We start from the raw sequence: 12196 nt of genomic DNA, 5'->3' as shown, positions 1-12196 counted from the left end.
AGATTTGAAGGAACCAATAGCGCCGAGCATTGGTTTTCTCAGTTCAGGTTCGGCGGGTGGGCTCCGCAACAAAGGGAGATAGCCATGAAGGTCGGCAGTTGCATGACAAAGGACGTTGCCGTCGCGAATCCCGAACAGTCGATCCGCGAGGTGGCGCTGATGATGGGCAAGCTCGACGCCGGCGTCGTGCCTGTCGGTGAAAATGACCGGCTGGTGGGGATGATCACCGACCGGGACATGGTCATCCGCGGGATAGCGCTGGGCAAAGGTCCCGATACCAAGGTGCGCGATGTCATGAGCCAAGAGGTAAGATATTGCTTCGATGACGAAGACGTCGATCATGTTCTTGCTAACATGGGAGACTTGCAGGTGCGCCGGCTCCCGGTTCTGAACCGAGACAAACGGCTCGTTGGCATCATCTCCCTCGGAGACCTCGCAAGAAAGGGTGAAACACGGGAGGCTGGAGAGGCTTTGAGCGGCATTTCGGCGCCGGGCGGTGTTCATTCGCAGACCGCCCATTGATGACAACGACGACATCGGGGTCTGTTTGATCGTCGGTTGACGCCCGCCGGGCGTGACTGGGTTGCGGCGGCCTCATCGCGGCTTCGCAACCTAATCACGTCCTGATGGACCGACAGGTGGCGACGATCCCTCTCAGGTTGTCAGCCTAAGCCAACGCGGTCTGGCCCAACGCCTGATTTCTTTAGCCTGAGGGTCGCGCGTAGTGTTGCGTTCTCCGGCGTTGCTTGACCGTCACCTCTCCGTCTTTCCGACGCCTGGCTTCATAACCAGCCTGAGGTCCGCCCGGCTTCCGCTGCTCACCGAATAGGCGCGCGTGATTTCGGCGCCGAACAGAAAGATTTGAGCCGAGTAATAGACCCATAGCAGCACCACCATCAGCGCGCCGGCGGCGCCATAGGAAGTGGCGATCGAACTGCTGCCGATGTACCAGCCGATCAGCGACTTGCCGATGGTGAAGAGAAGCGCGGTGACCAGCGCACCGACAGCGACATCGCGCCATTTGAGACTGCGGTCCGGCAGGACCTTGTAAATCGCCGCGAAGAGCAGCGCGATCAACGCGAACGATACGATCGTGTTGATCGAACTCACGATCAGTTCGCCGAACGGCAGGTGTTGGTTGATGACATCGGCCAAGACCGAGATGGCCGTGCTCGCGGCGAGCGACACGAGGAGCATGAACCCGAGCGCGGCGACGAGACCAAGGCTCGCCGCCCTCGCCCGCACCAAACGCGAGAGCGACATGGCCCTTGGCTCGACCTTCCAGATCTCATTCAGCGACTGCTGCATCTCGCCAAAGACGCCGGAAGCTGTGATCAGGAGCGTCACCAGCCCGATAATGGTGGCAAGCGCGCCGGACCAGGGACGCGAAGCGGTCTCGATCGTCGCCTTCAAGAGGTCGGCGCTCTGCGGACCCATCACGCCCGATATCTGGGCCGAGAGCGCGAGCTGGGCGGCGTCCTTGCCGACGACGAGACCTGCGACCGCCACCACGATCAGAAGGATCGGCGCAAGAGAGGTGGTGGCATAGAAGGCAATCGCCGCCCCGTGGCTCAGCGCGTTGTCATCCATATAACCGCTGACGCTTTCCTTCAGCAGAAGCCAGGCTTCCTGAAGCCAGCCGGTCTTCGATTTCCTGTCTTTCGCCATGCGCTCGACACCGAACTGAAGCGGGTCGGGTGGACAAGAGCTCGACTGCCTTTTCGTTGGCCAGGATGTGAAGCCGGAAAAACGACCCTGTTCTCTTTGCCACCAGGTCCGGCTGACGCGGCCCGCAGAGGTCAATGACGCCGCGGGCGGGAGGTTCCGATCTATTCGCTTGCGGGGTCTTTTGGACATCGCGCTGGGCCTTCACGCTGCCGATGCCGTCGTGAACGCGACTGCGCGATCAGGTCGAAGCTGGCGCTCGTTGAAGGCTAAAAGAATGCCCGGCCGAAACCGGGCAGGAGACTTTGTAGGAGCCGATGATGGGACATCCGGCCTCGCTAATGTATTCGCACCTTATGACGGACTCATGAAGGCCGCCATCCTCCAGGAACAAACCCCGGATTGGTGCGTATTGGCTGAACAGCCGGGTCCAGATGGGGGCACAATGTCAACTCGCAAGAAGCGCCACACCCAAAATGCATTCTCGCTTTGTGGAGACCTGATGTTGGCACCCGCTGTCGTCGCCATGCGCCTTCCGCTGATTGCTTTGGATGCAAGCAGCCGTGCCCCGAAAGGGATTGAGGCGATGCTTGCGGTCAACGAGAAGGCGCTCGCCTTCGCCGAAGGCATGGCGGCTGCGCAATTGGTTATCTTACGATCGGCGCTAAGGTTTTGGCCGGAAGTTCTATCCGGCCGGAGCCCGTCTTTTCTAAGCGGCGGTGCTCTGAAGGAGTCCATGGTCGCGGCACTCAAACCTGCGGGCCGCCGGGTCCGAACAAATTTCAACCGGCTCTCCAACCGGACTGATTGAGCCAGATTCCTGTTCACCCAAGCGGTCGCGGATCGCCGGTAATCGAGTTTCTGATGACGATGGCAGTCGAGGCAGCCGGCCGTGGCACACATGCCCGGGTCGATCGGCGCTTGTCCAGCCGCCATGTGGCGATTGAAGGCGAGCTCGGCCTTTTGGCTGAATTTTGATTTATTAGTAGATGCGCATATACTCGTTCGCCGGCATCGTGTTCCCTAAGCCCCTGCCGGCCAAGGCCCGGTGGCCACCCCCATAGCCACCCAAGGCTACCGGGCCACCTGCCCCGCCTAGAGGCGCCCAAGGCTGCCCTGCAATCGCTCGCTATGGGCGAGCGAAAATGGAAGCCCCGGAACAACCCTCCTCGCTCCAAGTTCGGGTCGCTGCTTGGAGCGATCATGAAGACATACCGAGTTGAAGAGATGGCTGGCGACCAGGTGGTGGCTTATCACGTTGCCAATGCCCGTGCCCCTTGGGAGGCTGCTCAGAAAGTCACCGGCAAAGACGTCCTGGCGAGACGGGATGAACATTTCTGGGTGCGGGTGACCGATGAGGGAAACCGCGCAATTTATAAATATGCCTTCAGGCTTGACGCACCGGACTGCCTTTGAGGCTCCGTCCGGTCGGGCTTGGGAAAGGGAGGCGGCGCATTCGGGTCCGGGCAATCGACGCTTGGCACCTTTCCGCAGGGTGATGCGGGATCATTGCCCGCACCGCCATACCGCTCTACGAGTTTTGCAAACCCGTAGGCGAAGGCGGCGAGAAGCGCCAGGACAACCGCTATCCGAACGGCCATTGGAGATTATACCCCGGTCGGCCTGCGGATAGTAATCACTACTGCTATCCCGGCGAGCCGCCGGCCAGGCTGAATTAGCCGGATCAGCAGAAGAGCCCGCCGCACCTCCTCCGCGGGCGGGCTCTTTGCGTCGGGGGCAACCCGACCAAGGCGCGCTCGACCGTCTCTTCTTGCCGGGAGCTGCACCCAGAATGCGAACTGCAGCGGCACCGAATTGTTCCAAGACAAACAAAGAGCCCGCCCGCCTGGGGAGGTCGAATGGGCGCTGAGGAAACGCCTTTCGCGGCGAGGTGAACCTCAGCTGAGGCACACGCCGCGCGACACAACCGGGACGATTGGCAGAATGTCCCCTTCCGCCGATGCGACAGAAGTCCGAGAGGCTGACGCTTTGGTCCCCATGCTGAAACCTAAGCCTCGCTGCATCATTTGATAGAGCCGGTGAGGAAGTGCGTCACCTTCCTGGTCGGTAGCAGCTAGAGAGATGCCCGCCATTTCCTGCCTGGAGTGACGGGCATCGTCCTTATTGGGACGTCGCGCCGTTCACGAGGGAGACGACGATCACGGCCGTAACGGCGGACAGGCGGTCACGCTTGACCAGGACGGGCTTTTCATAAGTGCGCTTCATGGCGAATCCCCCTTGCTGAAGTTGGCTCGCCGATCTGGCTGAGGCAGCACCCGACCGTCATTTAAAAAAGATGTAGGTCCGGAAGTAGCGACGAAGGGCCGAAGCACGAGGAAGCGGCGCTGATCGACGACAAGGCCCTACAGACAAGGCCATACAAAAGAAAAGCCCGCCGACCAAAGCCGACGGGCCATCTTCCCTCAAAACTGCTGTGCGCCCCTTTCCCAGATGGTCCGCCCGATTCCGGGAACCCCGCACAAGCGTTTCCTAATACAGTCGCGCCCAAAGGGCTGTAGCCCAGCGGCAACAATGACGAATATTCACAAGGCGGCGGGCGGCAGGCAGTCCAGTCCGTTCAGACCGTTACCTACCTAAAGGTAGCCTGGATAGCGAAACCAGTTCATTCTCGTCCACAATTCCCGCCATGAAGTTGGCGATGATGCGAGAGGCCAGCGCCTCACGCTGCTCGGTCGTTTGGCCATCATTTTTCAAGCGGTCGAAGACGCGGGCCAGAATTTCCAGCTCTTCCGGATCGAAAATTTCCGCTTCCAGTGCTCTTTGGCGGATCGCCATGGCGGTGAACTCCTATTCGTGCCTGGCTCTGCCGGCAGGCTTGCGCATGCGAACCCCAATGGGAAACTCGAATTTGATTCAATATGGAACTCCCGTAAGCGTTCCCTTAGCGCGATCTGAAAGAACGGCCCGCCCCTGATGGGAGCCAGGGAGCGGGCCTGCGGAGAATGGGAGGCTCCGCCCGGCGGCTGTGCACATGATCGGGAGGGAATTGCGCCGCCGCGCCCCAAACCTCTTCGAATGCGAGGTGTTCCGCGATGACGGAACATTTTCTTGATGATCCGTTTGTCTCGGGCAGGAGGAGTGTTTCCGTACCGGTTGTCATCGGCATATAGGCTTTGCCATCGTTCAAGCCTGCGCACGCTGACACTCCCTCTGTTTCATTTCAGGACGGAATATGCTGGCATCAGCCTTGCAAATAGGATGATGCCGGTACCCTCCCGGGTCGGCACTCGTCGGGCTTGGGGCTGGGCTATGGGGCGGCGAGCCCGGCGAGTTCTCAATACATTAGCAACTGCTTGTAGACATAGATGAACAGGCGGATATCAGGCCACGCGCGTACGAGGAGCTTTGAGGGAGTTCCAGCCATGCGACCGATCCTGCTGATCGTCGCCGCCCTTGCCGCGTTCTTCATCTGGGATGGCGTGGCGAACAAAGGCGCCTATCGAATTGCGCTGATGAAAACATAGACCAGTCCGAGCACTTCCCAGGTCTAGTGCGGGTTTCTCTGAACCAATGATTTGAAAGCATTGTCGCTCCGGACGGAAGTCGGACATCCAAACGCATTGGTCCCAGTACTGAAACATTAAGCCCGTTCCGACATTTGGTAGAGCCGGCGGAATCCTTCAGTCGTCGGCGGAGAGAGGTCAGGTACCCGCCATACACTCCCCCGGGTGGCGGGTACCTGTTTGGGTTTTCAGCCGTCAAGCCGCCTTCGCGGTGCTGCTTCGCACATGAAGGGTATCGACCCACAAGTTCAGTGGACCAGAAAGCCCGTCGCGCAATGGCGCAAGCGCGACGGGCTTCTGTTGCTTACGGAGTAGAGCGGCCGCACCCTGAATGGGAGAAAACGAGTGCGGTCGCATGTTACCAACCCAACCGCACCGTTCGGGTTCCATCAGCCTGCTCGAACATTAGCGCCAGCTTGAAGCCATAATATTGGCTGCACTGATCCGGCTCGGCTTTATCCTTATGAATGCGTTCCGGCTATACAATCAGGGGTATATGCTCATTGGTCAGCCGGCGCCGTGTTGCGATTCCGAGCCCCCGCCGGTCAGGCCCGGCTCAATTCTGGCCTTTGTCGGCCAGAGAGCCGGGCCGCTCCGGACACCGGCGCGGTGTACGCCTTTTGGAGAACTACTTTCTTTGCAGACAGCAATTAATGTATCTTGCAGGAAAGGAGTGCTAAAATGCCGAATGAGAGCAAAAGGCTTATTGAAAAGAATTCCGAAAAGCTTGTTTCAGAGGCCAACGCGCGCCGCGATTTTCTCAAGCAGGCTGGACGCTTTGCTGCGGTGACGCCTCCGGCCATTACATTGCTGCTCGGCACAAGCTTGAACTCCAGGGCGATTGCCAAATCGGGAGGAACACGTCCGGGCAATGGATGGGGTGACAAGAACCACGTTCACGTCGGGCCCAAGCCAAAGTTTCTTAAATCCGGCAACGGAGGGTCGCGGGGGGACAGCTATGGCGGCGGAGCCCATGGGGGCTCGAGGTCCGGCGATCCCAACTAGTGCCGTCGAGGAACGACCTCTTTCCGCTCGACTGAGGTTAGACAGGCCGGCGCATTGGTCGTTATGCTAGCAACAACTTGCCCGATGCATCATTTGGTAGGGCCGGCGAGGAAATGCGTCACCTTCTTCGTCGGCAGCAGTGAAAATAGATGCCCGCCATTCCTGGAATGACGGGCATCTGTTGCGTCTTTCGGCTAGAGCGCTCTCCCAGTGCTGCATCGCCTGAGGATCATTTCGCACAAGCTCTTCCGAACGCGCTCATTTTGCTCAGAACCCGTCTACGCGAACTTTCGCTTTAGTGGACTTGTTCCAGCCGAGGGCACCAGGCTTTAGCGCACCTTCTCGAGTTCTTCCAACAGCTGGTCAGCGTCAGTTACACCGCGTCCAAAAAGGCTCATGACTTTGACCGCGACGTTTTCGCGCTCGTCCTTGCGTTCGATTTTGTGACTGGAGCAGTAGTCACTCACCGCCTTGGCCAGAATGTTGACCTCTGCAGGTTCAACTATACCGCATCCCGCACTTTTGGGCGGGACAGCATTGCGATCGCTTCCACGCATCGTTTACCTCACCCCGATACGCCACAACGGGGAAAGGATACACCCAAAAAAAGTCAGCTACGAGTCAATTGGATCGGACTGAGGTCCCGGGCAAATAGCCGATTGCCTCCATGCTGCGCTACCGAGCAACGGCCGCCCACCGAACTTTTGTCCGGCGTCACTGCGCGGTCTGTGAATTTCGTCTCGGCAGGAGCCCTATCGGCTTGGTTCGCGCATGACATTATAGAGCAGCAGGCCGGCCAGTATCGACACGACTGCGCTTAGCATATCATCGCCGGTCAGCCCTGATGAATATGCGAAAGTTGATGCCAGCTCGGCCATCGTTCGACCCAAGGAGTGCGGGATTGCCCGAGGAGAACTTTTAGATGCCGCTAAAGTTCCTTGTGAGCGCTGGCGGGCTGTCTGCTCATGCCGCGAAGGTGTTTCGGGCTCGTATCGGGGCCAGTGTGAACGCCGTCAGAGACGGCACATTCATCTTCGGCCGGAAATCCCATTCCCAAGCGGAGGAACGCTAGACCCGTTGCCGTGACCCGCCAAGGTTAGACAACGGGCCTAGCTATCGGTTCGCTTCTCAAGTCGGTGACACTGTCGCCGCAAACCGAACCCAACTCCAAAGCCCAGGGCAACGCCCGCCCAGTCATCTACGCAGTTCATTAGCAGGTCCGCAGTAACAAATGTTAATGGTACACTGCTGGCTTGGCGAGAAAGGCGCCGCTGGAGGAAAGACTGACGCAAGCGACCTTGGCCCGTCGCAGCGCCCAAGGGATCCGCGCAACGGGCCAAGTAACCCGGCCTTCGGCTTTGTTGAGGCCGGTCCTCCCATCCTCCGCCGTGGCGGGCGGAGTGACGTTAATCCTGCACGAGCGAGCAGTCCGTTTTCGATAACTTTTGTTAGTCCCGCCTAAAATTGCCGCTTGCCGCGCCTGGAACATTCCTGCGCGGCCGCTGTTATTCCCTGCCGGAGGAACAAGCGATGGCAGACGACAAGAGCAAGCGTGGTGGCAGTGACCGCAACCGGGTATCAGCGGACGATGACTACGAAGTCCGGCATTTCGCCAACAAGGTCGGGCTGACGGCGCAACAGGTTCGCGATCTCATCAAACAGCACGGCAACGACCGGAAGACCTTGGAACGCGAGGCCGAAAAGCTTCGCGGATGACCAAGAGCTCCAACGCAGCGGCGATCGCCGGGATCCACGCCAAAATCATGAGCAGCGCAGCACGAGCCGCTTGAACTGGACGCTGAATAGCCGGTCAATCATCGTCATCGCTTGTTACGCGACGATATCGGAAGCGATTGCGGATGTGCGCGTTGAAAAAGCGGCCCTTGGCAAAGGCTGATCGGAATGCCGCGAACGTCTCCGGCGGCACCCCCTCGAACTCGTAGCGTTTCCCGCTGGTCACAAACCATACGGAAAGAGTCCCTTTGGCCGGATCGTATTTTGTTTTCTTGATCGAGGACGGCATGGCGCGGCACCCGGTGGTCTGGCATAGAGCGAACGATCCGGCCGGCCTTTTGTTTCCGAAGCTAGTGAGTGAGAGCCAAGTCTCGCAGCCGACGCCGCCGTCCCAGATGCGGACGGGCAGCGGCAGCGCGAGCGCCGCATTCCATGGCATCGAAAAAGCCCGCAGACCGGAGCCTGCGGGCTGAGTATTCTGGAGGTTGGTACCTGAGTGCGCAAACCTGGCAACGTGCGCAGCAGGCATCCAATCAACAAAATCCGACAGCGACCGTTCCCTAAAATTCTGGACCTCGGCCACCGGTCCCAGCGAATGCGGGACAAATGTCGTACGGGCCAACTCAAAGGTCGGGGGCAGGAAACATCTTGCGAGAAATTTCATTGGGTCGCGACTGGCGAGGATGAGCCCCTGCCACCCTCGAGGTCATCTCAACAGACGGAGAGTTCGCAAAGGTTGCCAGGCAGGCCGAGCGGCTGGGCGATAGCAGGTAATGGCAAATCAGTCTGTTCATCGGCCCCCGCACTGTTCGAGGCTCTTATCCTCGGTCTGGCACTAAGATTGGAACCACGGAGGCAATTATGATCGAAATTTCCAACGCCTTGGCCACCAAGTTGACGGGTCTCCAAGAAAGGCTGCGGGCGGCCAACGTGAGCATGGATGACATGCAGGCATTTCAAAGGGTCGCCGACCATATGGACAATGGTCGCGGCGGCATCGACGCCGACGATCTGATCGCGCTCTCCTTTGTCATGTCGGATGACGCTGAGCGATCGCAGATGGAAACAGCGCCGGCGATCGAGCCTGCAGCCCATAGGCAGCATCGGTCCGTCGGCCGATCCCGCGGCGCGAAAGGGACGGGCTACATCGTTCCGCGCAAGGCGGGCTGAACGCGCCCCTATCCGGGTTAATTGCAGGCTTGGCTTTCAATCGGACTTGCCCGAGTCCTCAAGTCCGACGATTGCAGCCAGTATGGCATCGTAAGCGCTCCCGATCTCCTCTTCAATCTCATGCTCGGAAACACCTGCGGCCTTCGCATCTGCAAAGAGCTTGGTCGTCAATTCCGCGACGGAAATGATGTCAGCGCCGACGCTGCCGCGCATCACGTTGTTGGTAATCCATTCGCCAAAGAATTCGGCCCCGCGTTCGCTCATAGGCGATGCCGCGCCTTCAGAAAATGAGCCTCTCGAAGCAGGGAATTCCAATCGGTCCCGATCAACTCGATCAGTTCGCGGGCTTGCTCTTCGGAAATGTCTGCCTCCCTGGCCAATCGGCCGGCCAGGATCTCAACGGCACCGTCATGCGAGTCGCCTTTGTCGGTGTGCTCGTTCATCGAAACCTCCTAGCCTTGAAAACTGCCGAAAGGCCGACAGGTTCAGGCTTGTGCCGAAAATCTGAATTCCTTCGGACTCTTCCCAGCGTCTGCGACTGCCTTGCCGGCCGCTTGGCCAACCAGATTATCTGGGCGGCCCGTCAGGCCGGATTACCAAGACGGCCGGCGGATCGAGAACCGCCTTTTTCATCAAGACCTTCATATAGGCGGCCGCGGTCAATAGCCCCCAATGATCGGCAGGATCTCGCCGGTGATATAGCTGGAGCATTGCGGCGAAGCGAGAAATACATAGGCAGGCGCGATCTCTTCCGGCTGGGCTGGCCGTTTCATCGGGGTCTTTGCGCCAAACTGCGAGACCTTCTCCGCTTCCTTCTCCGACGGGTTCAGCGGCGTCCAAACCGGCCCCGGCGCCACGGCATTGACGCGAATGCCCTTGCTGATCAGGTTACCAGAGAGCGCCCGGGTGAAGGCGTGAATGCCGCCCTTGGTCATCGAATAATCGATGAGTTCCTTCGAGCCTTCGATGCCGGTGACCGACCCGGTGTTGATGATGGCCGAACCCGGCTTCATATGCGGAACGGCTTCCTGGGCCATGTGGAAGTAGCCGTAGAGATTTGTCTTCAGCGTGGTGTCGAAGTGTTGCTCGGTGAGGTCGGCGAAATCGGTCGAATGCACCTGGAAGGCAGCGTTGTTGACGAGCACGTCGAGCCTGCCGAAGGCCTTCAGCGTCCGCTCCACCGCCTTGTGGCAGAAGGTCCGCCTGGCCACGTCGCCGCGCATGATGATGCAGCGCCTGCCTTCGGCCTCGACTGCCTGCTTTGTCGCCTTCGCGTCGCGATCCTCGCTGAGATAGGCGATGGCGATATCCGCCCCTTCCCGGGCGAACAACACGGCAACTGCGCGGCCGATGCCGGAATCGCCGCCGGTGATCAGCGCCACCTTGCCTCCCAATTTGTTCGACCCCTGCCAGAACGGCGCGTCGTAGAGCGGCGCGGGCTCGATCGCCCATTCCTCGCCGGGTTTGGGATGATGCTGCTTCGGGAAAGGCGGCACCGGGTATTCCCGTGCGCCGGCCTGCATGGCGCCTTGTGATTTGGATTTGCCGTTCGACTTGGCGCGATCGGTCGCGTCGACCTTGCGTTGCACGCTCCGCTGCTTGCTGGCCGCCTGCTCGGAGGTGGATTTGGTACGCGGGGCCGATTTCATCGGTGTGGCGGAGTCGGTCATCCTGTCGGATTTCGTCGGCATCGGTGTCTCCTTCGCTTTCGAGGGACAACGCACGCGAACAGAAAAGGTTGGCCTCGCTCCGAAGCTGCCGGCTCTCAATCCGGACATCAGTCGCGACATCCGTCGGGACCTCAACCACGGCCGCCACCACCGCCGGCGCTGCTCACCCGGACGGCGATCAGTAAGGAGCACGTTTTTTGACCGCCACGGGCCGGCTGAATGCAACTACCCGGCAGCAGCTTCGTTTTATGCGATCTCAAACAGGCGGTAGCACCATGAAATCCTTTCGGACCGATAATCCCTTGGCGGCGGCGCCGACCGCGGACCTCTTCGTCGAGCCCGCCCGGCCTGTGTGCGAATGGCTAGGACGGTGAAAGAGCCTTGAGCAGATTCCTGCCCCTCACCATCCACTTCGTCAACGGCGGCACGATGATGGTGTCATCGATCGCTGACGCCAAGAAGGCGCTTGGCCGGAAATGGAAGAGCAAGGACTCACCAGCCTATCGCAAGGCGGTTCGGCTGGTGGAAGACGCGACCAACGGGATTTGCCGGCCGGCAATCGCCTTTGCCGCCTTCAAGAAGGCGGCCGCCGAGCAGGGTCTGCTGGAGCATGCGGGTCCCAGTGCAGCGCTCAGCATGCTCGACCAACTTTCGTCCCGCAACGGCAAGGGCACGCCGAAGTAACGCTCGCGCACCTCGGCTCGTCGTCCCGGCTTCAAAAAATATTTCGCGGGAACATCGGTCGATCCCACCGGTTTTGTTTGGTCAAGAAAGTCGAACGAAGGAGACGTCGATGGCAAAGAAAAGTTCGTCCGGCGCGGCGAACGGCTTGGAAAGCCTGTTCGTGGATGGCCTGAAAGACCTTTATTATGCAGAGAAAAAGATCCTGAAGACGCTGCCTAAGATGGCCAAGGCGGCGCAGTCACAGGAAGTGGGCGCGGCCTTCGAAAAGCATCGCACCGAGACTGAAGCTCAGGTCGACCGGCTCGAGCAGGTTTTCGAAATGCTGGGCAAGCCGGCGCGCGGCAAGACGTGTCCCGCGATCGATGGCATCATTGAAGAGGGTTCGGAGATCCTCGAGGAATACAAGGACGAGCCGGCGCTCGACGCGGGCCTTGTGGCTGCCGCCCAGGCGGTCGAGCATTATGAAATAGCGCGCTACGGCACGCTGATTGCCTGGGCGGAGCAACTGGGCCTGAAAGACGCCCTCCCCTTGCTGCGCGACACCCTCAAGGAAGAATCCGCTACCGACGAGACACTTAGCAAGCTCGGCGAAAGCGGTGCGAACAAGCGGGCCATGCAGGCGGCCGCGTAAGGCGCCCGATAAACGCTTATTCGCATGCCAAAAGTCGACTTGGCGACGCGGCCCCGGTCTCTTTGACCGGGGTCGCGATTACGGGCCCGCCTCCTCGCGAAACGCTGCAAGTT

At 59.8% G+C, this 12196-nt stretch carries 16 protein-coding genes; 8 read left to right on the top strand and 8 right to left on the bottom strand.

Annotation, left to right across the window (positions count from 1 at the left end; genetic code table 11):
- Positions 1-84 precede the first annotated feature (84 nt).
- Positions 85-522 carry a CBS domain-containing protein gene (locus P9217_RS16715; RefSeq protein ID WP_095779493.1) on the top strand — a complete coding sequence of 146 codons (438 nt, stop codon included), beginning with the start codon at positions 85-87 and terminating at the stop codon, positions 520-522.
- Positions 523-753: 231 nt separating this feature from the next.
- Here P9217_RS16715 and P9217_RS16710 read toward each other — a convergent pair whose 3' ends face one another.
- On the bottom strand, positions 754-1668 hold the full coding sequence (locus P9217_RS16710) for a YihY/virulence factor BrkB family protein (RefSeq protein ID WP_278087297.1): 915 nt from the start codon (positions 1666-1668) through the stop codon (positions 754-756).
- A 364-nt stretch (positions 1669-2032) separates the two neighbouring features.
- Between P9217_RS16710 and P9217_RS16705 the strand changes: the two genes are divergently transcribed.
- Together P9217_RS16705 and P9217_RS16700 are read left to right on the top strand one after the other, a co-directional pair.
- A complete protein-coding gene (locus P9217_RS16705; RefSeq protein WP_278087296.1) occupies positions 2033-2476 on the top strand; it encodes a hypothetical protein in 444 nt (147 codons plus the stop codon).
- Between the two features lie 392 nt (positions 2477-2868).
- Positions 2869-3081, top strand: coding sequence for a hypothetical protein (locus tag P9217_RS16700; RefSeq protein ID WP_095779495.1), 213 nt, complete (start codon positions 2869-2871; stop codon positions 3079-3081).
- A 705-nt stretch (positions 3082-3786) separates the two neighbouring features.
- On the opposite strand, the gene P9217_RS16695 is transcribed toward P9217_RS16700, so the two are convergent.
- Together P9217_RS16695 and P9217_RS16690 are read right to left on the bottom strand one after the other, a co-directional pair.
- A complete protein-coding gene (locus P9217_RS16695) occupies positions 3787-3891 on the bottom strand; it encodes a putative RiPP precursor (RefSeq protein WP_206516957.1) in 105 nt (34 codons plus the stop codon).
- 360 nt (positions 3892-4251) lie between these two features.
- On the bottom strand, positions 4252-4461 hold the full coding sequence (locus tag P9217_RS16690; protein WP_127245897.1) for a hypothetical protein: 210 nt from the start codon (positions 4459-4461) through the stop codon (positions 4252-4254).
- Between the two features lie 1409 nt (positions 4462-5870).
- Between P9217_RS16690 and P9217_RS16685 the strand changes: the two genes are divergently transcribed.
- Positions 5871-6194 carry a hypothetical protein gene (locus P9217_RS16685; RefSeq protein ID WP_245458926.1) on the top strand — a complete coding sequence of 108 codons (324 nt, stop codon included), beginning with the start codon at positions 5871-5873 and terminating at the stop codon, positions 6192-6194.
- Between the two features lie 329 nt (positions 6195-6523).
- Here the strand turns inward: P9217_RS16685 and P9217_RS16680 are convergent, their stop codons facing one another.
- Entirely contained in the window at positions 6524-6751 is a 228-nt protein-coding gene (locus P9217_RS16680; RefSeq protein ID WP_066994854.1) for a hypothetical protein, read from the bottom strand.
- Positions 6752-7724: 973 nt separating this feature from the next.
- Here P9217_RS16680 and P9217_RS16675 point away from each other — a divergent pair.
- Entirely contained in the window at positions 7725-7910 is a 186-nt protein-coding gene (locus tag P9217_RS16675; protein WP_066994850.1) for a DUF3606 domain-containing protein, read from the top strand.
- Positions 7911-8004: 94 nt separating this feature from the next.
- Here P9217_RS16675 and P9217_RS16670 read toward each other — a convergent pair whose 3' ends face one another.
- A complete protein-coding gene (locus P9217_RS16670) occupies positions 8005-8592 on the bottom strand; it encodes a KTSC domain-containing protein (protein ID WP_278087295.1) in 588 nt (195 codons plus the stop codon).
- A gap of 197 nt (positions 8593-8789) precedes the next feature.
- Here P9217_RS16670 and P9217_RS16665 point away from each other — a divergent pair, with 197 nt between their 5' ends.
- Positions 8790-9098 (top strand): hypothetical protein, encoded by a 309-nt coding sequence (locus P9217_RS16665; RefSeq protein WP_127239691.1) that lies wholly within the window; start codon positions 8790-8792, stop codon positions 9096-9098.
- Between the two features lie 36 nt (positions 9099-9134).
- Here the strand turns inward: P9217_RS16665 and P9217_RS16660 are convergent, their stop codons facing one another.
- From P9217_RS16660 to P9217_RS16650, 3 genes are all read right to left on the bottom strand, one after another.
- Positions 9135-9362 carry a DUF768 domain-containing protein gene (locus P9217_RS16660; protein ID WP_095779498.1) on the bottom strand — a complete coding sequence of 76 codons (228 nt, stop codon included), beginning with the start codon at positions 9360-9362 and terminating at the stop codon, positions 9135-9137.
- Complete coding sequence (locus P9217_RS16655) at positions 9359-9541, bottom strand: hypothetical protein (protein WP_067320556.1); 183 nt, start codon at positions 9539-9541, stop codon at positions 9359-9361. Before P9217_RS16655 ends, P9217_RS16660 begins: the two co-directional genes overlap by 4 nt.
- Positions 9542-9757: 216 nt before the next feature.
- The gene (locus P9217_RS16650; protein ID WP_095802652.1) at positions 9758-10747 is read right to left on the bottom strand and encodes an SDR family oxidoreductase; all 990 of its coding nucleotides are present in this window, start codon (positions 10745-10747) and stop codon (positions 9758-9760) included.
- Positions 10748-11149: 402 nt separating this feature from the next.
- On the opposite strand from P9217_RS16650, the gene P9217_RS16645 reads away from it, so the two are divergent.
- Both P9217_RS16645 and P9217_RS16640 read left to right on the top strand, forming a co-directional pair.
- The gene (locus P9217_RS16645; RefSeq protein ID WP_066994825.1) at positions 11150-11452 is read left to right on the top strand and encodes a DUF982 domain-containing protein; all 303 of its coding nucleotides are present in this window, start codon (positions 11150-11152) and stop codon (positions 11450-11452) included.
- A gap of 109 nt (positions 11453-11561) precedes the next feature.
- Positions 11562-12083: a ferritin-like domain-containing protein gene (locus P9217_RS16640; protein ID WP_066994822.1), complete on the top strand. Its 522-nt coding sequence runs from the start codon at positions 11562-11564 to the stop codon at positions 12081-12083.
- Positions 12084-12196 lie beyond the last annotated feature (113 nt).

It is taken from the genome of Mesorhizobium sp. WSM4989, from assembly GCF_029625795.1.
Classification (GTDB): domain Bacteria; phylum Pseudomonadota; class Alphaproteobacteria; order Rhizobiales; family Rhizobiaceae; genus Mesorhizobium.
Note: the sequence above shows the minus strand (reverse complement) of the source record. Positions and strands in the feature narration are given on the sequence as shown.

Excerpts from the sequence above, each read along its gene's own strand:
- P9217_RS16715 (WP_095779493.1), top strand. The coding sequence starts at position 85 with ATGAAGGTCGGCAGTTGCATGACAAAGGACGTTGCCGTCGCGAATCCC.
- P9217_RS16710 (WP_278087297.1), bottom strand. The coding sequence starts at position 1,668 with ATGGCGAAAGACAGGAAATCGAAGACCGGCTGGCTTCAGGAAGCCTGG.
- P9217_RS16705 (WP_278087296.1), top strand. The coding sequence starts at position 2,033 with ATGAAGGCCGCCATCCTCCAGGAACAAACCCCGGATTGGTGCGTATTG.
- P9217_RS16700 (WP_095779495.1), top strand. The coding sequence starts at position 2,869 with ATGAAGACATACCGAGTTGAAGAGATGGCTGGCGACCAGGTGGTGGCT.
- P9217_RS16695 (WP_206516957.1), bottom strand. The coding sequence starts at position 3,891 with ATGAAGCGCACTTATGAAAAGCCCGTCCTGGTCAAGCGTGACCGCCTG.
- P9217_RS16690 (WP_127245897.1), bottom strand. The coding sequence starts at position 4,461 with ATGGCGATCCGCCAAAGAGCACTGGAAGCGGAAATTTTCGATCCGGAA.
- P9217_RS16685 (WP_245458926.1), top strand. The coding sequence starts at position 5,871 with ATGCCGAATGAGAGCAAAAGGCTTATTGAAAAGAATTCCGAAAAGCTT.
- P9217_RS16680 (WP_066994854.1), bottom strand. The coding sequence starts at position 6,751 with ATGCGTGGAAGCGATCGCAATGCTGTCCCGCCCAAAAGTGCGGGATGC.
- P9217_RS16675 (WP_066994850.1), top strand. The coding sequence starts at position 7,725 with ATGGCAGACGACAAGAGCAAGCGTGGTGGCAGTGACCGCAACCGGGTA.
- P9217_RS16670 (WP_278087295.1), bottom strand. The coding sequence starts at position 8,592 with ATGAAATTTCTCGCAAGATGTTTCCTGCCCCCGACCTTTGAGTTGGCC.
- P9217_RS16665 (WP_127239691.1), top strand. The coding sequence starts at position 8,790 with ATGATCGAAATTTCCAACGCCTTGGCCACCAAGTTGACGGGTCTCCAA.
- P9217_RS16660 (WP_095779498.1), bottom strand. The coding sequence starts at position 9,362 with ATGAGCGAACGCGGGGCCGAATTCTTTGGCGAATGGATTACCAACAAC.
- P9217_RS16655 (WP_067320556.1), bottom strand. The coding sequence starts at position 9,541 with ATGAACGAGCACACCGACAAAGGCGACTCGCATGACGGTGCCGTTGAG.
- P9217_RS16650 (WP_095802652.1), bottom strand. The coding sequence starts at position 10,747 with ATGAAATCGGCCCCGCGTACCAAATCCACCTCCGAGCAGGCGGCCAGC.
- P9217_RS16640 (WP_066994822.1), top strand. The coding sequence starts at position 11,562 with ATGGCAAAGAAAAGTTCGTCCGGCGCGGCGAACGGCTTGGAAAGCCTG.